Here is a 22,220-nt window from a genome sequence, read left to right on the forward strand (position 1 = left end):
GGTCACGAGACGGTGCTACGCCTACGCCTTACTCAACCGCTCTTTTTCCAAACAAAATGGAATCGAGGCCGAACTTGGAGCTGCCGCTGATGCTGAGTGCGATCAGCATGGCCAACAGGGCAAGGTCGAACTCATAGCCAGCGCCGTTTTCTCCGCCCATGAAGCCGGCTGCCAGCTTTACTTTGACAATAGCACCAATCATGATGACAGCCAGCACTGCGGAAAAGACACGAGTGCGAAGTCCGGCGATCAGGGCGACCCCGCCGACAACCTCCAGGAAAGCCACCAGGTAGGCGAGAAAAGCAGGGAGTCCCATTGTGCCAAAGAACCCGGCCACGTTCTCCAGTCCCATCTGAAACTTGTCGATGCCGTGGATGACAAATGTAAGGCCAATGACGATACGCAAAACAAGGGCGCTCCATTCAAAACGGTTTTCCATGTATTAAGACCTCCGCGTTAATTTATATCAGTAACAAAGTTACTTTTAGTTAGTAAGTATACAATAATTACTTTCCGTGTCAATACGTTACGGGAATTTGCATTAATTGGAAAGTGCGAATAGTTAGGCATTCAGTAATCATTCATTTTGATGGATTGAAGAAAGAGCGGTATACTGGAAGGAGAATGAGGTGATACGAATGAAACAGTCTTCCCTCTGTCCGAAGTTTGAAAAAGGCATGCAACTGCTGGGGAAACGGTGGACAGGGTTAATCTTGTACCAACTGCTTTCTGGACCACAGCGTTTCTGTGCTTTGGAAGGGGCCTTGCCGATAAGCGGAAGGCTACTTTCTGAACGGCTGAAGGATCTGGAGAAGGAAGGGCTTGTGCATAGGCAAGTGTTTACGGACTCGGCTCCTGTCCGGGTGGAGTATTCGTTGACGGAGATGGGGAAGGCTCTTGAGCCGGTCATCAAAGGGATTGAATCATGGGCTCAGAGCTGGATCGAGTTGGACTCGGCAAGTACAGAGGACAGCGCAAAATAAAACAGAGCATACATGTTGAAGCACAGCTTCGCTGGCGCTGCTGTTGGCAAAGCTAAAAACCCCTGGCGTTCAGGGGCTTTCTTTTTTATCTGTATACAATAGGAAGGCAATGATGAAGCATTTTAGCCTTGAAGAGAAGCTTTCGCAGTTCTCTAGCTGTCTTCCTGCGGCACGTTCTGTTTTGATTTCCATTTGACAAATTCGATATGCCGCTTGATCTCAAGAAGTTCGTCTTCTGTTAACCCGTCAATGTCCAAAAAGGGAACAGGTGTTTCCCGGACAGAGGCCTGCCGCCAAAACGGCGTCGGGTTGTCTGTTCGGCCATGAAGGTAATCAGTCGATACGTCAAACAGGTCGGCGACTTTGGAAATTAACTGGGAATCTACACCTTTCTTTTCACCGGATTCAATTCGGGACAAAACTGTGTTGTGAATGCCGAGCTTTTCAGCTAACTGGATTTGTGACCACCGCTTTTGTTCGCGCAGCCATTTTATCCTTTGACCGACTATGGACATCGTGAAACCACCTTTTTCGTTTTGGCAATATCATTCTAACAATTTTCCATAACGGAAAAAACAGGATTGCTAAAACGACAAAAGATTGTATTGACTTTGCAGAAATTGAAACGCTATCATGTAACTATAAATATTTGCCATTTCTGCAAGGGAAGAGGGAACTAAATATGGAACGTCTAAACCTCCCATTTATCGCAAAACGTAGAAGTGAGTGCAAGCTCACGCTGCAGGAAATGGCGGAGTCACTCGGTTTTCGAAACGCTTCGACATACTTGAAATACGAGAAGGGAGAGTATGACTTCAAGGCAAACCATCTGCCTGTTTTGGCCAAGAAGCTGAAGTGTGGTCTGCATGAACTTTTTATGAGTTGAATTTTGTTGTTTTAGCAAAGTTATCGAATAAGGAGTGGGCGCAATTGGAAGCATGGGAGGCGAACAAGAGACAGCTGGAATTATGGAAAAAAACATTATCCTACGAAATCGAGATGATGGCGCCATACAGTGAATCAGCATGTGCAGGATTTTTGGATCGGCTTATGCAGTTTGAATCGGAGCTGGAGCAAAAGGAGCTGTTCCCGTCAGAACGGTTGCTCGTTGGCTCCAATGCCCGGCATATTTAGAGAATCGGCGTCATTTTCCGGGTTCATAAGGCAGGCAAGACAAGACCAGACATCTCATGCAAACGAGGGGACTCTATGCCATTACGAAAAAGCCCGGTAAGGCGGTTGCCAATACCGGGCATATTTATCGGGGAAAAAGCAGAAGCTACATCTTTTTGATCTCGTCCTTCAACAGCTCGGACTGTGTCCCGAAGACAACCTGGACGCTGCCCTGTCCGAGCTTCATGACGCCTGCCGCCCCGAGGTCTCTCAGTCCTTTTTCATTGACGACCTTGTCGTCCTTCAGCACGAGGCGCAGGCGGGTAATGCACGCATCGACGCTGACGATGTTTTCTTTGCCGCCGATGAGGGCGAGCACTTTTTGCGCCTTTTCCTGTGTCGAATTGCCGCTGGCAGATGCTTTTTCGACTGCCTCATCGTCTTCACGGCCTGGCGTTTTGATGTCGAATTTGACGATCAGGATGCGGAACAGGAAGTAGTAGACGACGGCAAAGACCAAGCCGATCGGGATAATCAACCATGCGTTTGTGGAGAGCGGGAAGTTCAGTCCGTAGTCGATCAGACCTGCAGAGAAGCCAAATCCGTGCTTGATTCCAAGCGCAGTCACGATATACCCGGAAACCCCGGTCAAAATCGCATGGAGTACATACAGCATCGGAGCCGCGAACATGAACGCGAATTCGAGCGGCTCGGTAATCCCCGTCAGGAAAGAAGCGAGCGCGGTACCGAGAAATACAGAAGCGATGGCTTTCCGTTTTTCCGGCTTGGCTGTATGGATAATGGCCAAGGCTGCTGCCGGCAGGGCGAACATCATGATCGGGAAGAAGCCGGTCATGAACATGCCAGCCGTTTTGTCGCCAGCGAAGAAGCGGTGCAGGTCGCCGTGTACGACTTTTCCTGCCTGATCGGTAAAGTCTCCGATCTGGAACCAGGCAATCGCGTTGAGTACGTGGTGCAGACCGAATGGAATGAGCAAACGGTTAAAGAAGCCGAACAGACCAGCTCCAAGAGCGCCAAGGCTGACAATCCAGTTCCCCATATTGTTGAGCGCGTCCTGGATCGGACCCCAGATGATTCCGAAAAAAAGACCGATGATGACCATGCTAAGCGAAGTGATGATCGGTACGAACCGTTTTCCGCCGAAAAAACCGAGCCATTCCGGCAGCTTGATGTTATGGTAGCGGTTGTAGCAGTAGGAAGCGACGCCGCCCGCCAAAATACCGCCAAGGACGCCCATGTTCAACTTGACCTCGTCGGCGATGAAGGGCATGGCAGCGGGGACTTTGGAGAGCACTGTGGTCAACACCAGGTAAGCGATCACGGCAGCCAAAGCAGCAACGGCATCTCCGGCAAGACCGATTGCGACACCGACGGCGAAGATCAGCGGCAGGTTGTCAAAGATGGCCGATCCGCCTGCTAACAAAAATGGCGCAATGTACTGATTCAAAAATCCGCCAACAGAGGCGCCAAGATGAAATTCGGTCTCGTAGTTGATGGCGCCAAAGCGGAGCAACAGCGCCGCTGCCGGCAAGGTGGCGACTGGAAGCATGAGTGCTTTCCCAATCCGTTGCAAAAAGGCAAGCATGAGTAAAACCTCCCTGGAATGAGATGTATATCAAAAAGCTGCTCTCCGGATGAGTACAAGGGATAAGGGCAAAACGAACAGGCCGGAGAGAAACTGTTTTGATCGGAAAAGAGCGGTGAAATCGCTTACAATTAAGAGGAGATAAATGTTCACCAATGGCCGTAGCCGCCTTTTTTCGCCGCCAATTAGCGATGAAAAGACTGTTCAAACAGTTGCTGAAGGGACAAAGCGACTTTTTCCTCGTCTTCCCCCTCCACTGATATGAGCAGCTTGTCGCCCAGGGTCACGCCCAAGGTCAAGATCCCCAAAATGCTGCGGCCGTCCACCTGCTTATCTCCTTTGGTCAAGGTGATTTTCGATTGGGACTGTGCCGAGTGATTTGCCAAAAGAGCGGCCGGGCGAGCGTGCAGCCCGCCTTCAACCGTGACCGTTACTTCGAATTGAATCATGTTGTACCTCCCCCAACAGGTGCTTCTTTTATTTCAGGACGACAGTCATCAGCGGCTGCTGGCCTGCCGCGACATTTCCGTGTGTTACCACGTTTTTTTCCGCGACGGCATCGACGTTGGTAATAATGATCGGGGTGACGAGCGGGCATCCTGCTTCCTGCAAGACGGAGATGTCGAACTGAATCAGCTTGTCGCCGGCTTTTACCTGGTCGCCTACCGCGACGAATGGGGTAAAGCCTTTGCCCTGCAATTTTACGGTATCGATCCCGATGTGCATGAGCAGCTCCAGGCCGCTGTCTGTCGACAAGCCAATCGCATGATGGGTAGGGAAAAGATGCGTGACCTTGGCGTCAACAGGAGCGTACAGGACGCCCTCCGAAGGCAGAATCGCAGCGCCATCGCCTACGACTTTCCCGGCAAAGACGGGATCAGGTACTTCCGACAAAGGGACAACACTTCCGGTCAAAGGGGCCAGAAACGTGATTTCTTGCTGCTGTTTTTTACGGGAAAAGAGACTGCGTAGCATAAGTTCCTCCTTTTGCGTCTGAACGAAAATAGGCATGAGACGGTCTGACCCATACGACGACATCCTTACTATGTCCGTATGATCTCACCGCTCATGCCTAGTCGAACTAGTAACACGCAGGATTATCATCATTTTGAATTTGTGGAATTACGGCTGTTGCTGCAACAGGCGATAAACATGCAAGGCCATGTAGCCAACCTCGTCTTCCGGGACAGTGACCTCCAGCCTGTTCGAGATATAGGCAGCCAGTTCGGACGCCAGCTCGTAGGCTTCCGGGATCGTCGTTTTGACCCGGTCGAGAAGCGGGTTGTGAATGGTTTTTTGCTGGCGGATGCGCTCCACAGCAAAACGCAGATGGGTGATGAGCCGGACGTAATCGACGGTGTTGCGCTCGATGGTTCTGTCTGTCCGCTGCTCGATCATGCTGACCAGTTCGCTGATGACATTCGTAAACTGTACCGCCTTTTTCACAGGCAGGTAACTGATCGCCGAGTGAATGTGCAAGGCGAGAAAACCGATTTCGCTATCAGGAATATCCAGGGCGAACGCTTTTTTAATCATGTCTGCTGCCCGTTTTGCCAGCGTGTACTCTTTTGTGTAGAGCGTCTGGATTTCGAACAGGAACGGATTCACGATCTCCATGCCGTTTCGCAAGCGGTAAATGGCGAACTGGATATGGTCAGGCAGAGCGACGTGGACATGTTCGTTGAGCTCTGGTGTAATTTCACTGGCGATGAGCGCGATAATTTCTTCCGCGATTCCTACCACGGCCGGATCGACCTGACTGAGAATGGTCTGGTACTGCTGTTGATGGCTTTCGTTTTCCAACCTGAAGCGCTTCTCCACACGCGGGTCATGGGCGGGGATGGTGTTCCCGGGCTTTGCGCCAAATCCGATTCCTTTTCCGAACAGCACAATTTCCAGCTTGGTGCCAGGTTCTTCCACCAGCACGACGTTATGGTTCAACACACGCGTAATCGCATATGTTTTTTCCTGTTGACGGGACACGCCATTCCACCACCTTTAGACAAAAAAGAGCCGAAAAAACCTTTTTAATCATAAAAAGATCTTCTCGGCTCATGCCTGCATTACCAGTAACACGCCTTGTGAAAACGCTTCAATTAATGCTTATAATAGCTTACATGCACAAACGTTGTCAATCACCCTGTTTTGCATCAGGTGCATATAGAAAAAACGCGGATATGTATCCGATTCTGGACATGGCAGAAGGAATTTCGCCTGTTTGTCCAGAAGTACGTGAGCCGGCAAATGAAGAACCGCAACAAAGCGGGCGGATGCGTCCGGAAGCAATCCGCCTGTACGCTTTGTTCAAGGCAGTTTACTACTTGGTGAACTTGTCAGCAATCGTAGAGGCACAGAAGGAGTTTGGTTTGATTTCCGCCCGGAAGTGGTTGGTTTCTGCCAGACTCAAGAGCGACTGGATAAACTTGCGGGTAGGGCCATTTCTGCCGATGTCAAAGTGCAAGCGGATGGGAATATCAATCTGATGATCGCGCAAATATTGCCGAACCTCCGTGGCCAGCCCTACCGCGTACATGGCCTCTTGAAAAATCCGCTGCTGCAAGGATGAATAGCGCCGCTCCTGAAACTTGTGATAAAAGAAGGTCCCACCATGTCCGGGGCGAATCACCGTAATGACCAGGGCGAAAAAGGTTCCGCGACTTTTCAGCTGGGAATCGGCTCCCACGATAATCTCAAACGGACCATGCATGGAAGTGATCGTTTGTTCAATGAGGGAAAACACGTCTTCTTTCGCCAACTGTCCTCTAGTCGGACTGTGAAAACAATCAAACAAAGTGCTTGCAGAGGTTAAGCCCACTCGCATCCCTCCAGATAGCGGCTATCTGTGAATCGTAAACAAATTCCGTACACCATTAATGTATGTAATCTCCCGGAGAGTATGTGAACAGGTATGGACAAAAACTTCGCGAAGCAACCTGTTGACCCTAATCTGAAAACGTCGATAAAGGAGTTTTAACCATCGTGATGGAAGCAGGCAAACACGAAGAGTACATGAGAGCCGCCATGGAAGAAGCGCAAAAGGCGGCTGCAATCGGCGAGGTGCCGATTGGCGCTGTCATCGTCCGCGACGGGGAAATTGTCGGACGCGGCTACAACTTGCGGGAAACGCAAAAAGACCCTACGCTGCACGCGGAAATGATCGCAATCCGTGAAGCCAGTGAACGGCTGGGCGGCTGGCGGCTGATCGGCTGCACGCTGTACGTCACACTGGAGCCTTGCCCGATGTGTGCCGGGGCGATTGTGCAGAGCCGTATCGAGCAGGTAGTGTACGGAGCCTCCGATCCAAAGGCAGGGTGTGCCGGGACATTGATGAACCTGCTGGCCGAACCGCGCTTCAATCACCAGGTTCCTGTTATGGAGGGCGTTCTCGCAGAGGAATGTGCCCAGATGCTCAAAGACTTTTTCCGCGGGTTGCGCAAAAAAAGACAGTCGGAGAATGGTTGATCCGACTGTCGCGAACGCCGTCCGGCTCGCTTGCAGGCAGCATGCCGGGAATCCAGGCGTTTGATTATTTGCTTACGTTTTGCAGCAGGTGCAGCTCTTCCTCGGTCAGTTCGCGGTATTCGCCGGGAGCGAGTGCCGGGTCGAGGTGGAGCGGGCCCATGCGGATGCGCTTGAGGTAGGTGACATGCAGACCGAAGGCGGCAAACATTCGTTTTACCTGGTGGAACTTTCCTTCCATAATTGTCACGCGAACCTCGGAAGTTTCTCCCGAAGACAAAATCTCCAGTTTTGCCGGCAGTGTGGTGAAATCCTCCAATTCAATCCCTTTGGCAAATTCCTGTACATGCCGCTCTGTGACCGGGCCGTCTATGCGGGCAAAATACTCCTTGTCCACTTTCTTTTTCGGGGACAGCAGGCTGTGTGAAAGCTGACCGTCGTTGGTCAGAATCAGCAGCCCCTCTGTGTCGATGTCCAGTCGGCCTACCGGATGCACCTTGACTGCCCATTCATACGGAAGCAGGTCGACTACCGTTTGATGCACGTTGTCTTCGGTTGCGGACACGACCCCAGGGGGTTTGTTTAGCAGGATGTAAACCCAGCGCTTGAAGTTGAGCGGTTCCCCGTCTACGGTGATGTCCTGCTGTTCGGCAATGACGTGCATGCCCGGATCGGTCGCGACCACGCCGTCCACGACGACCAGACCTTGCTTCACCAGCGCTTTCACTTCCTTGCGTGTGCCGAACGCCATATTCGCCAGCACCTTGTCCAAACGTTCTCGTTTCATGTATGTTCCTCGCTTTTCTTCTGGTCAAAAATCCCCTTACCGGGTGTTGTTATTAGTTTGGCCTAATGCGGCGAGCAAATCAAGGGGCAGCCCAGAAGTTGGCTCTTGCACTTTTGACTCGGATTTGCTATAGTAAATAATGTTTCTGACAAACGAAAATATGGAGAGATACCCAAGTGGTCATAAGGGGACGCACTCGAAATGCGTTAGGCGTCGTGAGGCGTGCGTGGGTTCGAATCCCACTCTCTCCGCTTACCAAGTGGCTCAACGGAAAATCCGTTGGGTCATTTTTTGTTCCCTCACCGCCTGCAAAAATACGGCCCCCACACTTCCAGCTCTGTTGCCCGTATCTTCTTTTCCTTGATGCATGCTGCCAGTTTCATTGTGCTCCTCCAAGTGACGTAATAATTCATTTTTTTATCCATTATGAAAAAATACGATACCTGTGCCTGTTAGGTCACGTCAAAACGCCGGAATCCCAACGATTCGTGACAGCCTCCTAAAACCCCTCACCAACCGCAAGCTCTGCACCGGACAATGCCTCTTTTTCAAAAAAGACAAACCGCCCCTGTTGACAGCGAAAACCTTTGCACATATTATAATACCCATAGGGGTATATGTATAAACAAAATCCCATAACCCCAAACCTGTCCTTCAACTCAAACTCCACTAAAAGCCCAAGGAGGAAACACATATGTCTGCACAAGCACAACCGCATTTTTCTGCTGATAAAGTTTTGGACTGCAAAGGGCTCGCTTGCCCGATGCCTGTCGTCCGCACCAAAAAAGCGATGGAGCAAATCGCTCCAGGTCAGGTCGTCGAGGTGCAAGCTACTGACAAAGGCTCGCTCGCTGACATGAAGGGCTGGGCAAACAATACCGGGCACCACTATTTAGGCACGATTCAGGAGGGGGACGTTCTGAGGCATTTTCTCAGAAAGGCCAGTCCGCAGGAGACGAAGGCAGAGACGAGATTCCCGCACACGATCACGAACGAAGAGCTGCAAGCCAGGCTGCAATCCGCAGAACCGTTTCTGCTGATAGACGTGCGGGAACCTGCCGAATATGCGTTTCAACGGATTGCTGCGGCCAAATCAATACCCTTGGGGGTATTGGAGCAGCATCTCGATGAGTTGCCGACGGACCGGGACATGTTTGTCATCTGCCGTTCTGGCAAACGCAGCGATCTGGCGTGCCAGTTGCTGGCGGAAAAAGGCTTTTCCCGCGTAAAAAATGTCATTCCGGGCATGGCTGGTTGGGCTGGCCCGGTAGAAAACCAGTGAGGGGGAGATTGGCATGAGCAACCTGCAACACCAACAGACCAAGGTGAAAAAAATGACGGCGCACGAGTTGACTCGGCTGCTTTTTGACCAGGAGGAGCTGTTCATTCTCGATGTGCGCAACCAAGAGGACTATGCAAACTGGCGCATCGAAGGCCACCGGGTCAAGAGCCTCAATGCCCCGTATTTCGAGCTGATCGATGGGGTAGGAGAGATCGTCGGCAAGCTCCCGGCGAATCAAAACATACTCGTGGTCTGCGCCAAGGAAGGCTCGTCCGTTTTCGTGGCAGAGCAACTGGCGGAAGCGGGCGTGGACGACGTGTACTACCTGCAAGGCGGAATGAAGGCGTGGAGCGAGCATCTGGAGCCTGTCAAAGTGGGCGACTTGCGCGATGGCGGGGAGATTTATCAATTTGTCCGCATCGGAAAAGGGTGCCTGTCCTACATGATTGTCTCCGGCCGGGAAGCAGCCATTGTCGATTCGGTGCGCATGACTGGCGTTTATGAAGCATTTGCCAAAGAGCGCGACCTGACCATTACCCATACGATTGACACTCATTTGCACGCCGACCATATATCAGGCGGCAGGAAGCTGGCAAAAAGCACAGGCGCTATGTACTGGCTCCCGGAAAAGGACGCGGAGGAAGTGACGTTTGCCTATGAAAAGCTGGAGGAAGGCAAAGTCATTCAGGTTGGCGCGACCAGCATTTCGATTTTGCCGATCTATTCGCCGGGACATACCATCGGCAGCACGTCCTTGCTTGTCGACGACACGTATTTTCTCACAGGTGACATTTTGTTCGTGGCATCAATCGGGCGGCCGGATTTGGCTGGGAAAGCGCAAGATTGGGTAGGAGACCTGCGCGACACCTTGTATAATCGGTATCAAGAGCTGTCCAAAGAACTGGTGGTTTTGCCCGCCCATTTTGGCAGCTATGCAGAGTGGGGGCCGGGTGGCGTCGTATCAGCGCGCTTGGGCGATTTGTACCGCGACAATCCGGGCTTGAACATCGCCAATGAAGCTGAGTTCCGGCGTGTTGTTACCGGGCAGTTGCCGCCACAGCCCAACGCCTATCAGGAAATCCGTCAAGTCAACATGGGCAGATTGCAGCCCGATGAAGAAGAGCAGCGCGAGATGGAAACAGGGCCAAATCGTTGCGCCGTTCACGATAAATAAGGGGGAAGATAGACATGGCTGACATCGTCGTAGATACAAAAGGTCTGGCTTGCCCAATGCCGATTGTGAGAGCGAAAAAGGCGCTGGATACGCTAAAGCCGGGGCAAACCATGGAAGTGCTTTCGACGGACAAAGGATCACTCCAGGACTTTCCTGCATGGGTGAAGCAGACAGGTAACGAGCTGCTGGCTCATGAAGTGGAGAACGGGGTATACAAGTTTTTGGTGAAAAAGCGGTAAGCGACAAGACTAAGCAGGCACGCGCAAAAAAAGTGTTTGCTTAGTCCTTGTTTTCATAGACAATGCGAACGCCAAGGTGAGGGTAGACTTCCTCGCGAAAATGGCCGTTGGGGCAAATTTTTTCGCAAAGCAGGTTGTTGCGCTGGGAGCGCAGCGGTTCTTTGCAAGTGGGGCAGCGATGCTGAAAAATGGTTTTTAAATAACGGACCATTTAAATCATCCTAATCACAGTAATTTACTTGGTTTTTATTTTACCTGACGAACAGGTATTTGAAAAGTGGCTAGGGCATTCTTGCGCGATTTTTTGTGGGGAATGCGGGGAGGACTTATGGACGTCTTGCTGTTTTTACTCATGATTACGCTGGGCTTTGTCGGTTCCTTTTTCTCCGGGATGCTGGGGATTGGCGGAGCGATCATTCATTACCCCATGCTTTTGTTCATTCCGGCAGGACTTGGACTCGCGCATTTTTCTGCGCAGGAGGTATCGGCCATCTCGATGTTCCAGGTGTTTTTCGCGTCCCTTTCCGGGTTGATTGCTTTTCGCAAGCGCAACGGCAAAGGCTCGCCTCTGGTACACAAAGGACTTGTCAGAGACATGGGAATCAGCATTTTGGCCGGAAGCCTCCTGGGCGGCCTGACTTCCAAGTACATGTCGGGCGACAGCATCAATCTGGTGTACGGGATTTTGGCTGTCGTCGCCGTCATTTTGATGCTGAAAAAGAACAAGGGGACGCAGCAGCAAGCGGATGAGATCGAGTACAATCGGGCCGTAGCAATTCCGGTAGCCTTCGTCGTAGGAATTGTCTCGGGAATTGTGGGAGCGGGCGGTGCTTTCATCCTCATTCCGATCATGCTGACGGTTCTCAGGATTCCTACACGCGTCACCATCGCTTCGTCACTGGCTATCGTATTCATTTCGGCCATCGGTGGTGTCGCAGGCAAGCTGTACGCAGGGCACATCCCGTTGCTGCCAGTGTTGTTTACGGTCATGGGCAGCATCCTTGGAGCGCCGCTTGGCAGTATGGTCAGTGCCAGGATGGACGTCAAATATTTGCGCTATGGCTTGATCGTGCTGATTGCTGCGACGGCCATCAAGGTTTGGAGCGATATTTTGTAACGGGAAAAAGAGGTCTTTCTTTTTGCAGGAAGCTTCTTTTTGTCTGTTTTTATACCTATAGGAGTAATAGTATAAGGGAGGATTCCGCGATGATCGCAAACGAAAGCCAGAAAGAAAAAACGACGATTGTGCTGTTCAGCGGCGATTTGGACAAAGCAATCGCAGCGTTTATCATTGCAAACGGGGCAGCTGCCTACGACCACGACGTGACGATTTTCTTTACCTTCTGGGGCTTGAACACGATGCGCAAGGACGAGGTCGTCAAGGTGAAAAAAGGCTTTTTGGAGAAAATGTTTGGCTGGATGATGCCGAGAGGGGCGAAGAAGCTCGGATTGTCCAACATGAATATGCTCGGGATCGGTCCGCAAATGATTAAGCATGTCATGAAAAAGCACAACGCCCTGACGTTGCCGCAGCTCATTGAGCTAGCGCAGGAACAAGGAGTCAAGCTGGTTGCCTGCACGATGACGATGGATCTGTTGGGCTTGAAGCAGGAGGAACTGATCGACGGGATGGAGTACGCAGGCGTGGCAGCCTACCTGGGCGATGCGACACAGGCAAAAGTCAATCTGTTTATTTGAACGGACAATCCTGAAGGACGCTCGCTTGACAAAGCCTGCTTTTTGCATAAGATACCTGTATAGGTATCCGTGATCCAAAAAACAGGAGGAGGACTTCACTTGGATTACAACTACGGTGACGATATCAAAAGACGTTTGCGCAGAATTGAAGGGCAAATCCGCGGCGTGCTGAAAATGATGGACGAGCAGAAAAGCTGCAAGGAAGTAGTCGCGCAGTTGTCGGCAGTCCGCAACGCGTCTGACAGGGCTATCGCGCAGATCGTAGCAGAGAACCTGCAGCGCTGTCTTTTGGAGGAGCAGGCGAACGGCGGCGACACGAGCAAGATGGTAAAAGAAGCGGTTGAGCTTTTGGTGAAAAGTCGCTAATTCATTGGGAAGGATGTTCACATGGACTTCACGACGATTTTGCTTATTATCGCGTATGCGTTGACAACCTGGTATCTAATCGCCCGCTTCATGCCCGTCAAAGGACTGGAAAATCTGTCGGCCGAGCAGTTCAAGGAGCGGGTGAATCAAAAAAGCAGAGTGATGCTGATCGATGTGCGCGAGCCGCATGAATTCAAAAACGGGCACATTCCTTCGGCTGTTAATATTCCCCTCTCCGAGCTGAACAAGAGAGTGAAGGAGATTTCTCCGAAAAACGACATTTTGCTCTACTGCCGCAGTGGTCTGCGCAGCAAGCAGGCGGCAAAAATTTTGAAGAAGCACGGCTTTTCACAAATGGCGCACCTGCAGGGCGGACTGATTACCTGGCAGGGGCCGACGAAACAAAAGGGATAGGACAAATCAGGGCATCTGCCGCATCCGGGCAAACCGTGAGCTGTCAGTAGTGTACAGCCGCATTTCCGGGTAAAGCAGATGCTTTTTGCATACAGACGGGAAAAACAGTATTGACAGATGGTCTTGTTGTAACTAAAATGATTACAACAAGACCAGCAAGCTCAAGTCACAAATTTTTTTGCGCTAGATGTAACTATTTTAGTTACAACACTACTCAATCTATTTCACATGGAGGGAACCAAACGATGAAAATTGCAATTGTAGGCGCAAGCGGTAAAGCAGGCAAACTGATTATGAAGGAAGCAGTGGAGCGCGGGCATGAAGTAACGGCAATCGTCCGCGACGCGTCCAAAATCGACGAGCCAAAAGCAGCCGTAGTAGAAAAAGATATTTTCGCGCTGACGGCAGCAGACGTGAAAGACTTTGACGCAGTGGTGAACGCATTCGGCGCTCCTTTTGGCAAAGAACATCTGCATGTCGAAGCTGGCAACGTTTTGATCGAAGCGATGAAGGGTGCTCCGGCGACTCGTTTGCTCGTAGTGGGCGGCGCTGGCAGCTTGTTCGTCGACGAAGCGAAAACGACGCGCGTGATGGAAACGCCTGATTTTCCAGAAATGTATCTGGCGACTGCACAAAATCAGGGAGAGAACCTGCGCATTCTGCAAGCGACGGAAGGGATTCAATGGACCTTCATCAGTCCTTCTGCCTTCTTCGATCCTGCGGGCGAGCGGACAGGCGCGTACCAGCTCGGAAAAGACCACCTGCTGGTCAACAGCAACGGCCAAAGCTACGTGAGCTACGCAGACTACGCGATTGCGGTACTCGACGAAATCGAAAATCCACAGCATCTGAACCAACGTTTTACCGTTTGCTCCAAATAATCAATGACAAGCAGGCAGCACAGCAAAAAGACCAGCGATCCTAAACGGGCGCTGGCCTTTTTGCATTTGAGCCACGGACGGACTCGGCTTACCTTACGATTGAACCAATGATCGGGTAGTGGAACGGTCGGCCTTGCAACGAGTAGATGATCCCTTTGATCGGGTAGTAAATCGCCATCAAGCCAAACACGATCAGAAACGGAATCCCGATCAGCAAGAAAGAGAAAAACCAGGAAATGCTGATGAGAATACTCATGAACAAATGGAACAGCAAGGCCTGGAGAGCCATATTTTTCGCGTCGCGTTCTTGCATGAGCAGCCAGACGATGATCGGCACCAGAAACGGTGCGAAAAATGCGCTGGCGTGGGTGATTGCCTTTACTCCTCGATAATCCATTGAATAGTCCTCCTCGTCTTGAGTGACGAATGATCTTGTTAAACTGATTGTAACGCATATGGCTATCAGATCGTAACCATCAAAAGCGTGATTTGCAATTCCGACCAGAGACGGAGGTGTTTTGATTCCCAAACGTTTACTGTGATAGTATTAAGAAAATCTTTCGTTTTTGGAAAGATAATTCTAAATGTTTTTGGAATATCATGTGAGGTAAGGAAGCAACGAAGGGAGCGTCTATCATGATGATGGATTGTCATCATCCGGTTAGCATCAAGGACCGACTGATGTTTTTCTATAATTTTTTACAGTCACCCGGACAAGTAGGTAGCATCACCCCCAGCTCCCGAGCGTTGGCAAAGCAGATGATGGCGCCGATTGATTGGAGCGGGGCCCATACCATTGTAGAACTGGGCGCGGGTACAGGGATATTTACCGCCTGGATCGAGCGGATGAAGCGTCCAGAGGCTACACTGGTTTCGTTTGAAAAAGAAAGCAAGATGCGCGGAAGGCTTGTGCAGCAATTTCCCAACGTGCTTTTTCATGAAGATGCGGTCGATCTGACCCGTGTTCTGGGCGAAGCAGGTTTGGGCAAGGCTGACTGTATCGTGTCGGGGCTGCCGTTTGCCAACTTCCCGCAGGAGCTGCGCGATCAGATCATGGAAGAGGTTTATGCTGCTCTGAAGCCAGGCGGTATATTTGTCACCTTTCAATACTCGCTCCAGATGAAAAAGCAGCTATCCACTGTCTTTGAAAACATGACAGTAAAACTTGTTCCGCTTAATCTGCCGCCGGCATTTGTCTACATCTGCCGCAAAGGGCACGGGTAGCAGGCTGGATAGGAGGATAAAGCGATGATTGTGGATATGCTGACCGAGTCAGTGGGTCAGTTCGGGTATCTTGCCCTTTTCTTCATGTTATGGCTAGGGATTGTCGGCATGCCGATTCCGGATGAAGTGATTGTGCTGTCGGCGGGCGTATTGACCTCGCTCGGAGTCTTGCATGTGGTGCCTGCTTTTGTAGCGACCTATATGGGGGTTGTCTCCGGCTTGTCGCTCGGATACGTGCTAGGAAGATGGCTCGGCGCTCCGGCGCTGAACTGGATCGGCAAGAAAAAGGGCATGAACAAGTACGTGGACCGGGCGCAAGCGCTGCTGGACCGTTACGGCAGCTACGCCTTGTGCATCAGTTACTTTTTGCCTGTCGTCCGGCATGTGGTGCCGTATTTGGTGGGGATCGGAAAAATGACGTTTCGGCGCTACGCCCTGTTTTCCTATACGACCGGGCTTGTCTGGACAATGATTTTGTTTTTCGCCGGCAACCTGATGGGCAACAACGTCGAGCGTCTCAACGCCTTTGTGGGCATGTTCAACCAAACGATGGTCGTCGGGGCGGCAGGACTGCTCGTTCTGGCTGGCATCAGCTATTACGGATATACGGTGTGGCAAAGACAAAGGAGCCACGCTACAGGTGTGGCTTCGCCGACGGTAAAACGTGAAGGAAACGAATGACAACCTGTGAAAAACCCATCCTGCGCAGATTTTTTCGCGAAGGATGGTTTTTTTGTATGCTTCGTTAAGGGAGGAACTTTTTTGCCGCTGGCGAAGCCATTCTGGAAGGGTGATGTCAGGCAGGATGCTGTACGAAGAAAATACAGGAAAAATATATCTCATTTGTCCGATCCCCTTATATTGAAAAGTAATTCCAAGCTAGGATAATATGCAAGAGACAGCTCTGTCTATTTGCCTGAAGAAAAGGAGCCAACTCTGGTAAAATCCATGTTTATTTCTTGGCTTAACGCGGTAAAAGGGATAAGGATACGAAAAATCATATGCAGTGACAAACATATAAACCTGTGCTGTGAGCGAGATCAACCAGAAGAAAGGAGGAGGCTTGTGTTATTGAAGTTGAAAGACCGATTATTTGCAACATTTTTATTGCTGAGCCTGTTCCCCATTCTGCTCATTTGCTTTCTTTTCTACCAGGAAGCGCAGAAGACAGTGTTTGAGCAATACGAAAAGAACATCGGGGGGCATCTTGTTACGATTGAAAGACGTCTGAACACCATTTTTCAGACGCTCCAATACGACATGAGTCAGCTGGCAAACGATCCGGTCTTGCGAACCTCAATATCCAAGTCTCAGGAGAACCCTCTCGCGGCAAGCGATTGGGAAGCGCATAAAAGCAAGGTACGGTTTGCCTTCGAAAAGTTTACCTACTTTCACAATCTGGTGCGAAATGTGCATTTTGTGCGGGACGATCAGCAAGTCATTTCTTTGCAGCAAGAGGATAGCTGGGAGGAGATGCAACAGCTGCCGAAGCTGCAGCAAGAGCCGTGGGGGAGCGGAGATAGCCAGATTTCCCTGTTCAGCCGGACGGATGAAAAGGCGAACCCGAACTCGTTGTTTTTTTCACAGCGAGTCGAGGGCAAAAGCGGCGAGTTGTCAGGTTCGCTGTTCGTAGAGATTAAGCTGGACGAACTGGCTAGCTGGGTGAACAACAGTCCAATCGCCAAGTACAATAACCTGTTGGTGTTGATGCAATCCGGGAAAATACTGGTTCACCCGGACAAGTTGATGGTCGGGAAGCACGTTTCCGCAGCGTCCGAATTCAGAAATCTGAACAAGCACTTAACCGTTGCCGAAGAGAAAAAAGTGTTTGCTGTCAACATACATAACGAAAATGTTTATGCGTATCATCAGATTTCGCCAACGAGCGGGATGACCTATGTGGAATGGCTGCCCGATCAAGATATTGCCAATCGGCTGGAACGGATGAAATTCGTATTGTGGTGTACGATCTGTCTCGTAGTCATCTTTTCGGGGTATGTGGCCCACCGCATAGCCCGCTGGATCAGCAAGCCGATCAACACGCTGGTGGACGCGACCGATGCTTTGGTAAAAGGCGATTTTTCCATACGCGTACCGATTGAAGGCATGCGCGAGATCACGTTCCTGGAAAAGAAGTTCAACATCATGGCATCCCAGATACAATCGCTGATCGATCGGGAGCGGGAATATTCCCAAAAAGGGCTGGATCAGATTGTCCGCAGCTTTTATCTGGCGGTAGAAATGAAAGACCCTTATACCGCCGGTCACACAGAGCGAGTGACCCAATATGCACTCATCATTTACGATCATATGCCGGACAAGGAGCTGCTTGGCTTTACCCGTGATGATTTGCGTTATGCGGGACTGATGCATGACATTGGCAAGGTGGCAATTCCCGATCAGGTGCTGTTGAAAACCGGCAAGCTCACCTACGAGGAGTACGAATTCATGAAGCGGCATCCGTCAATCGGGGCCGACATCGTGGAGCAGATTGAAAGTCTGGCCCATGTCAGTCCGGGCGTCAGACACCATCATGAGCGCTGGGACGGAAACGGTTATCCGCACCGGTTGAAGGGGGAAGATATTCCGCTGATCGGGCGAATTCTGGCAGTCGCTGATACGTTTGATGCGATGACCTCGACGCGTTCCTACCGCAATGCCATGTCAGGCAAAGAGGCGTATGAGGAAATCTTGCGCTGCAAAGGAACCCAGTTTGATCCGGCGATCGTCGAGATTTTTCAAAAGGCTTACCTGAGCGGCGCCATTCAGGTGCTACAGCCAACAGAAAACAGTGACAGTATTGTCAACGAAAAAGCCGCTACCTAGTATTGGATGGCTTTTCACCTTGATATCGGCTCGTATCTTTGGTATTCTTATCGTACCGTGCTAGACGGGGAGGTTGCGGTGCCCTGTAACCTGCAATCCGCAATAGCAGGGTTGAATTCCTATCCGAGGTTTTCTTATGTGAGGCTGCCTTATGGCGGCGGTGTTGAGGAGCGGGTCCTGTGCAACGCGAACCCATGAACCTGGTCAGGTCCGGAAGGAAGCAGCCATAAGTGGATCATCGCGTGTGCCGCAGGGTAGCCTGCTCTGAGCTGCTGCCATAAGTAACGCTTGGATAAGAATTATCGAAGATAGGTGCACGGTACCTACATGAATGTTCAATAGCATGTTTCCTTCGGGAGGCATGCTATTTTTTATTTGCGAATCGGAGTATTTTGTTGGATTTTGACGATAACTAGCGAAACATTTCTCGGGTCGGGTTTGCCTCTGAGGGCAGGTGTTCAGCTTTTTTTCACGAAGTTTCATAATAGTTGAGAAATGCCATGGGTTTCTTTGCTCATGAAGTACATCATAGGCCAGGAGGGACAAGCTGTGAGTGCACCTTTTTCGTTACATCTCGTTGGCTCGTCCGGACGTTTGCAGCGGTTTATACATCAACTGCCTACCGCCGTTTTATTGGTGAATCAATCGGGTAGTATCGTGGAAGTAAACGAACAACTGCTGCGTGTTACCGGATATTCACGTGACCAGCTTATCAAGCAACCCGTAGCGACCATCCTCCCTTATCAGGGCTCCATGGAACAGATGTACGAGGAGCTTTTGCAAAGAGAAGAGGAAACGGGAACGAATGTGGAAGTAGAATGGCGTGACAAACAGGGGAAAAGCAGAAAGACGCCTGTGATGATACTGGTTCAGCAAGCAGAGAACCCCTTGTACCTGGTTCATTTTTACCAATTGGCTAAAGAAACCGATCAAGTCTTGTCTTTGCGGCTCATGACCAAGCTGACCCACGATACGAGCATGGGCCTGTTTATTCTCGATGAGCATTTGCGCATTATCGAGGCCAGCCAGCCAGCTTGCAGGCTTTTGGGAATGGAGCGGCTTCATGTCATCAACAAGCACGTGGATGAAGTATTCAACGGGATTCCGGAGCCGCACCGGTTGATTAAAAAGGAGCTTCTGGATGGTGTGAAGCTGCAAAACGTAGCGATGTCGTGGTCGAATGACAATCAGCGCTATGAGCTGATCGTCGACGCCAATACGCTGCAGGACGAGTCAGGCAAAACGGTGGGAGCTTTTATCCTCTTTAAAGACATTACCAACCTGCGTTCTATTGAGCAAAAAATCGAGCGAAACGAGCGGTTGGCGATGATCGGGCAGATTGCCGCCGGCACGGCCCATGAAATTCGCAATCCGCTGACCTCCATCAAAGGATTTTTGCAAATGTTTCTCAAGTCTTTTACCGACAGCGGCATGGATCGGGAGAAGACCTATACGGAAATCATGCTGACGGAAATCAATCGGATCAATTCGCTGGTCAGCGAGTTTTTGCTGTTGAGCAAGCCGCGTGATGTTCAATATGCGATGGTTGACCTCAATACGGTTTTTGAAGAAATCATGCCAATCGTCGAGTCGCAGGCGCTTCTGTACGGAATCGAAGTTCAGTTCCCCTCTCGCGGCAAGCTGCCGATGGTCGTGGGGGATACCGAACTGCTCAAGCAAGTATTCATCAACATATGCAAAAACGGAATCGAAGCGATGGGCGAGCAGGGAACTTTGCAAATTTCCCATCATCTCGACGAGGACGGAGACAAGATGAGCATCGACATCCACGATACAGGGCCGGGGATTCCGCTCTACATTATCGACAAGATTTTCGATCCGTTTTTTACGACAAAAGAAGAAGGGACAGGGCTTGGCCTGTCTGTCTGTCAAAAAATCATCCACGACATCGGCGGTCAGATTCGTGTGTCGTCCAAAGGGTACGGGACGACCTTCCACATCATGCTGCCGTATCTGTAAAAGTCCGGTTTCGGCTATCGCGTCCCGCACTCTCGTGAACGGGGCGTTTTCTTTGTATGAACGGTACCAATCGTGTATAATGAATAGGATATGGAAGTGGACTGTGCAGATGGGGAGTGTCACACGAACATGGCTTATACCGCGCTATACCGCGTATACCGGCCGCAGACGTTTCAGGATGTAGTCGGACAAGAACATGTGACGATAACCTTGCGTAACGCTTTACGCGAAAATAGGCTTTCTCATGCTTATTTGTTCAACGGTCCCCGAGGTACGGGAAAGACAAGTGCGGCCAAAATCATGGCCAAGGCAGTGAACTGCGAGCAGCCGACAGATGGCGAGCCGTGCAATCAGTGCGAAACATGCAAAGCGATTTCCAATGGTTCGGTAACGGATGTGCTGGAGATTGACGCCGCCTCCAACCGCGGTGTCGAGGAAATCCGGGACATTCGCGATAAGGTGAAGTTTGCTCCGAGCGACGTCAAGTACAAGGTGTACATCATCGACGAGGTGCATATGCTGACGACAGAGGCGTTCAACGCCCTGTTGAAAACGCTGGAGGAACCGCCATCCCACGTCATCTTTATTCTGGCGACGACAGAGCCGCACAAGCTGCCGGCGACGATTATCTCCCGCTGCCAGCGCTTCGATTTTCATCGGATTCCGCTAAAAGTGATGGTCAATCTGCTGCAGCGGATTTGTCAGTCGCAAGGAGTGCAGGTCGAAGAACAGGCCCTGCAGCTTGTCGCGAAGATGGCGGAGGGCGGGGCGCGTGATGCGCTGAGCTTGCTGGACCAGGCGATCAGCTACAGCAAGGATCTGGTGCGCGCCAGCGATATTATGCAGATCACGGGTACGGTGGCTCAATCGTATTTTTCCGTGCTTGCGAGATATATTGCTCAAAATGATGTCGCGCAGGTGATGGAGCAGTTCGATCGGGTCATGGTGCAAGGAAAAGACCCGGAGCAGTTCCTGCACGACTTTCTCTACTATTACCGCGACATGCTGCTGCTGAAAACAGCGCCGCAACTGGAGGAGATTGTGGAGCGAACCATGATCGACGACCAGTTTCAGGAGGTTGCCAAGCTGTATTCGCTGCCGACTCTGTATGCGGCGATCGAGACGTGCAACCAGGCGCTGTCCCAGTTGAAATGGTCGACGTATGCGCGCGTTCTCGTGGAGCTGACACTGGTGAAACTGTGCCAGCCAACCGCCCAGACGGCAGCGGCAAGCGGAACGGCCGCAGCGGCCACCAGCGAGGAACTGACAGCCATGGCAACACGGCTTGGCGTTTTGGAGCAACGGCTGAATCAGGTGCTGCAAGGCCAAGTCAGCTTGCCCGGCCAGCAAAAAGCCGAAGAGCCGCGCAAAAGCGAGCCGAGACGCGTGATGGCAGCCGCAGGCGGCGGTTCGCGAACACCGCTCAATCGCGTGAGGGAAGTAGCCAAGGCGCTGGATGAGAACTTGACCAGACAGGTTCGGGGGCAGTGGAGCCAGATTTTAGCCGATCTGAAAAAAATCAAGATCCAGTATCAGGCGTGGCTGGTCAACGGTCAGCCTGTGGCCGCCGGGAACGGTGCGGTTGTCGTCACTTTTTCCAGCGCGATCCATTGTGATAAAACCATGGAGCCGGAGCTGAAGGGCGTCGTGGAGCGGGTCATGTCTACTGTGCTGGGAAGGCCGCTGCAACTGTTTTCCGTCATGGAGGAAGAATGGCAAGGCATCGACCAGCAGGCAGCGCAAAAAGACAGTCCGGCTGCGGAAGAGGAAGACCCGTTTCTGGCAGAAGCGATCAAGCTTGTCGGTGAAGGACTCATAGAAGTAAAAGACTAGCTATTCCATATAATCATAGGGAGGATACCTGAATGAAAAACATGCAGCAAATGCAACAAATGATGAAGCAAGTGAAGAAAATGCAGGAAGAAATGCAAAAAACGCAGGAAGCGCTGAAAGAAAAAATCGTCGAAGGTTCTGCTGGCGGCGGCGCTGTGATCGTAAAAGCCGATGGACACAAGCAAATCAGAGACATCGTCATCAAGCCGGAAGTCGTTGACCCGGAAGATGTGGAAATGCTGCAAGACCTGGTGCTGACAGCCGTGAATGACGCGCTGCGCAAAGCCGAAGAGTTGATGAGCAAGGAAATGGGCAAATTCACCGGAGGCATGAACATCCCGGGCCTGTTCTAAAA

The 22,220-nt window shown here is 51.1% G+C and carries 28 protein-coding genes, 1 tRNA gene and 1 other RNA gene; 20 read left to right on the plus strand and 10 right to left on the minus strand.

The genetic code is table 11. From position 1 onward, the window contains the following. Nucleotides 1–28: 28 nt before the first annotated feature. Nucleotides 29–439, minus strand: coding sequence for a DoxX family protein (locus tag AAFJ72_RS00275; protein WP_432775687.1), 411 nt, complete (start codon nt 437–439; stop codon nt 29–31). A 199-nt stretch (nt 440–638) separates the two neighbouring features. Here AAFJ72_RS00275 and AAFJ72_RS00280 point away from each other — a divergent pair, with 199 nt between their 5' ends. Then, nucleotides 639–983 carry a winged helix-turn-helix transcriptional regulator gene (locus AAFJ72_RS00280; RefSeq protein WP_122905177.1) on the plus strand — a complete coding sequence of 115 codons (345 nt, stop codon included), beginning with the start codon at nt 639–641 and terminating at the stop codon, nt 981–983. A 152-nt stretch (nt 984–1,135) separates the two neighbouring features. On the opposite strand, the gene AAFJ72_RS00285 is transcribed toward AAFJ72_RS00280, so the two are convergent. After that, the gene (locus AAFJ72_RS00285) at nt 1,136–1,498 is read right to left on the minus strand and encodes a helix-turn-helix domain-containing protein (RefSeq protein ID WP_122905178.1); all 363 of its coding nucleotides are present in this window, start codon (nt 1,496–1,498) and stop codon (nt 1,136–1,138) included. 167 nt (nt 1,499–1,665) lie between these two features. Between AAFJ72_RS00285 and AAFJ72_RS00290 the strand changes: the two genes are divergently transcribed. Next, on the plus strand, nt 1,666–1,869 hold the full coding sequence (locus AAFJ72_RS00290) for a helix-turn-helix domain-containing protein (RefSeq protein WP_122905179.1): 204 nt from the start codon (nt 1,666–1,668) through the stop codon (nt 1,867–1,869). Between the two features lie 44 nt (nt 1,870–1,913). Beyond that, on the plus strand, nt 1,914–2,117 hold the full coding sequence (locus tag AAFJ72_RS00295) for a hypothetical protein (RefSeq protein ID WP_432775688.1): 204 nt from the start codon (nt 1,914–1,916) through the stop codon (nt 2,115–2,117). Between the two features lie 145 nt (nt 2,118–2,262). Here AAFJ72_RS00295 and nagE read toward each other — a convergent pair whose 3' ends face one another. The 5 genes from nagE to AAFJ72_RS00320 all read right to left on the minus strand — a co-directional run bounded on the left by nagE (nt 2,263) and on the right by AAFJ72_RS00320 (nt 6,517). Continuing rightward, the gene (gene nagE, locus AAFJ72_RS00300; protein ID WP_432775689.1) at nt 2,263–3,702 is read right to left on the minus strand and encodes an N-acetylglucosamine-specific PTS transporter subunit IIBC; all 1,440 of its coding nucleotides are present in this window, start codon (nt 3,700–3,702) and stop codon (nt 2,263–2,265) included. 185 nt (nt 3,703–3,887) lie between these two features. Then, on the minus strand, nt 3,888–4,151 hold the full coding sequence (locus AAFJ72_RS00305) for an HPr family phosphocarrier protein (protein WP_432775690.1): 264 nt from the start codon (nt 4,149–4,151) through the stop codon (nt 3,888–3,890). A gap of 28 nt (nt 4,152–4,179) precedes the next feature. Further along, a complete protein-coding gene (locus AAFJ72_RS00310) occupies nt 4,180–4,677 on the minus strand; it encodes a PTS sugar transporter subunit IIA (RefSeq protein WP_432775691.1) in 498 nt (165 codons plus the stop codon). A gap of 147 nt (nt 4,678–4,824) precedes the next feature. Next, nucleotides 4,825–5,685 (minus strand): glucose PTS transporter transcription antiterminator GlcT, encoded by an 861-nt coding sequence (gene glcT / locus AAFJ72_RS00315; RefSeq protein WP_432775692.1) that lies wholly within the window; start codon nt 5,683–5,685, stop codon nt 4,825–4,827. A 334-nt stretch (nt 5,686–6,019) separates the two neighbouring features. Beyond that, on the minus strand, nt 6,020–6,517 hold the full coding sequence (locus tag AAFJ72_RS00320) for a ribonuclease H-like YkuK family protein (RefSeq protein WP_432775693.1): 498 nt from the start codon (nt 6,515–6,517) through the stop codon (nt 6,020–6,022). 167 nt (nt 6,518–6,684) lie between these two features. Between AAFJ72_RS00320 and tadA the strand changes: the two genes are divergently transcribed. Then, the gene (gene tadA / locus AAFJ72_RS00325; protein ID WP_432777126.1) at nt 6,685–7,164 is read left to right on the plus strand and encodes a tRNA adenosine(34) deaminase TadA; all 480 of its coding nucleotides are present in this window, start codon (nt 6,685–6,687) and stop codon (nt 7,162–7,164) included. 64 nt (nt 7,165–7,228) lie between these two features. On the opposite strand, the gene AAFJ72_RS00330 is transcribed toward tadA, so the two are convergent. Beyond that, entirely contained in the window at nt 7,229–7,948 is a 720-nt protein-coding gene (locus AAFJ72_RS00330) for a pseudouridine synthase (RefSeq protein ID WP_432775694.1), read from the minus strand. A gap of 162 nt (nt 7,949–8,110) precedes the next feature. Here AAFJ72_RS00330 and AAFJ72_RS00335 point away from each other — a divergent pair. From AAFJ72_RS00335 to AAFJ72_RS00350, 4 genes are all read left to right on the plus strand, one after another. Beyond that, nucleotides 8,111–8,199, plus strand: a tRNA-Ser gene (locus AAFJ72_RS00335). Between the two features lie 443 nt (nt 8,200–8,642). Beyond that, nucleotides 8,643–9,230 carry a sulfurtransferase TusA family protein gene (locus AAFJ72_RS00340; protein ID WP_432775695.1) on the plus strand — a complete coding sequence of 196 codons (588 nt, stop codon included), beginning with the start codon at nt 8,643–8,645 and terminating at the stop codon, nt 9,228–9,230. Nucleotides 9,231–9,243: 13 nt separating this feature from the next. Then, on the plus strand, nt 9,244–10,404 hold the full coding sequence (locus AAFJ72_RS00345) for an MBL fold metallo-hydrolase (RefSeq protein WP_432775696.1): 1,161 nt from the start codon (nt 9,244–9,246) through the stop codon (nt 10,402–10,404). 14 nt (nt 10,405–10,418) lie between these two features. After that, nucleotides 10,419–10,643, plus strand: a complete 225-nt coding sequence (locus tag AAFJ72_RS00350) for a sulfurtransferase TusA family protein (protein WP_432775697.1) — start codon at nt 10,419–10,421, stop codon at nt 10,641–10,643. A gap of 40 nt (nt 10,644–10,683) precedes the next feature. Here AAFJ72_RS00350 and AAFJ72_RS00355 read toward each other — a convergent pair whose 3' ends face one another. Next, entirely contained in the window at nt 10,684–10,854 is a 171-nt protein-coding gene (locus tag AAFJ72_RS00355) for a hypothetical protein (protein WP_005830552.1), read from the minus strand. 117 nt (nt 10,855–10,971) lie between these two features. Here AAFJ72_RS00355 and AAFJ72_RS00360 point away from each other — a divergent pair, with 117 nt between their 5' ends. The 5 genes from AAFJ72_RS00360 (at nt 10,972) to AAFJ72_RS00380 (ending at nt 14,002) form a co-directional block, all read left to right on the plus strand. Then, nucleotides 10,972–11,760: a sulfite exporter TauE/SafE family protein gene (locus tag AAFJ72_RS00360; protein WP_432775698.1), complete on the plus strand. Its 789-nt coding sequence runs from the start codon at nt 10,972–10,974 to the stop codon at nt 11,758–11,760. A gap of 89 nt (nt 11,761–11,849) precedes the next feature. Continuing rightward, nucleotides 11,850–12,341, plus strand: a complete 492-nt coding sequence (locus AAFJ72_RS00365) for a DsrE/DsrF/DrsH-like family protein (protein ID WP_432775699.1) — start codon at nt 11,850–11,852, stop codon at nt 12,339–12,341. 99 nt (nt 12,342–12,440) lie between these two features. After that, nucleotides 12,441–12,707 carry a metal-sensitive transcriptional regulator gene (locus AAFJ72_RS00370; protein WP_432775700.1) on the plus strand — a complete coding sequence of 89 codons (267 nt, stop codon included), beginning with the start codon at nt 12,441–12,443 and terminating at the stop codon, nt 12,705–12,707. 21 nt (nt 12,708–12,728) lie between these two features. Next, entirely contained in the window at nt 12,729–13,121 is a 393-nt protein-coding gene (locus AAFJ72_RS00375) for a rhodanese-like domain-containing protein (RefSeq protein WP_432775701.1), read from the plus strand. A 245-nt stretch (nt 13,122–13,366) separates the two neighbouring features. Next, on the plus strand, nt 13,367–14,002 hold the full coding sequence (locus tag AAFJ72_RS00380; RefSeq protein WP_432775702.1) for an NAD(P)-dependent oxidoreductase: 636 nt from the start codon (nt 13,367–13,369) through the stop codon (nt 14,000–14,002). Between the two features lie 88 nt (nt 14,003–14,090). On the opposite strand, the gene AAFJ72_RS00385 is transcribed toward AAFJ72_RS00380, so the two are convergent. Beyond that, nucleotides 14,091–14,399, minus strand: coding sequence for a DUF4870 domain-containing protein (locus tag AAFJ72_RS00385; protein WP_432775703.1), 309 nt, complete (start codon nt 14,397–14,399; stop codon nt 14,091–14,093). A 239-nt stretch (nt 14,400–14,638) separates the two neighbouring features. Here AAFJ72_RS00385 and AAFJ72_RS00390 point away from each other — a divergent pair, with 239 nt between their 5' ends. From AAFJ72_RS00390 to AAFJ72_RS00420, 7 genes are all read left to right on the plus strand, one after another. Beyond that, complete coding sequence (locus tag AAFJ72_RS00390) at nt 14,639–15,226, plus strand: class I SAM-dependent methyltransferase (protein WP_432775704.1); 588 nt, start codon at nt 14,639–14,641, stop codon at nt 15,224–15,226. Nucleotides 15,227–15,250: 24 nt separating this feature from the next. Then, a complete protein-coding gene (locus AAFJ72_RS00395) occupies nt 15,251–15,907 on the plus strand; it encodes a DedA family protein (protein WP_432775705.1) in 657 nt (218 codons plus the stop codon). Nucleotides 15,908–16,291: 384 nt separating this feature from the next. Beyond that, nucleotides 16,292–18,052 carry an HD domain-containing phosphohydrolase gene (locus AAFJ72_RS00400; RefSeq protein WP_432775706.1) on the plus strand — a complete coding sequence of 587 codons (1,761 nt, stop codon included), beginning with the start codon at nt 16,292–16,294 and terminating at the stop codon, nt 18,050–18,052. A 55-nt stretch (nt 18,053–18,107) separates the two neighbouring features. Continuing rightward, an RNA gene (gene ffs / locus AAFJ72_RS00405) (signal recognition particle sRNA large type) lies at nt 18,108–18,372 on the plus strand. Nucleotides 18,373–18,601: 229 nt separating this feature from the next. Beyond that, nucleotides 18,602–20,032 (plus strand): PAS domain-containing sensor histidine kinase, encoded by a 1,431-nt coding sequence (locus tag AAFJ72_RS00410; protein WP_432775707.1) that lies wholly within the window; start codon nt 18,602–18,604, stop codon nt 20,030–20,032. Nucleotides 20,033–20,161: 129 nt separating this feature from the next. Next, nucleotides 20,162–21,865 carry a DNA polymerase III subunit gamma/tau gene (gene dnaX / locus AAFJ72_RS00415; protein WP_432775708.1) on the plus strand — a complete coding sequence of 568 codons (1,704 nt, stop codon included), beginning with the start codon at nt 20,162–20,164 and terminating at the stop codon, nt 21,863–21,865. A 41-nt stretch (nt 21,866–21,906) separates the two neighbouring features. Continuing rightward, on the plus strand, nt 21,907–22,218 hold the full coding sequence (locus AAFJ72_RS00420) for a YbaB/EbfC family nucleoid-associated protein (RefSeq protein ID WP_122905265.1): 312 nt from the start codon (nt 21,907–21,909) through the stop codon (nt 22,216–22,218). Nucleotides 22,219–22,220 lie beyond the last annotated feature (2 nt).

Origin of the sequence: Brevibacillus gelatini, from assembly GCF_050920745.1 — a bacterium.
GTDB classification, from domain to species: Bacteria; Bacillota; Bacilli; order Brevibacillales; family Brevibacillaceae; genus Brevibacillus; species Brevibacillus gelatini.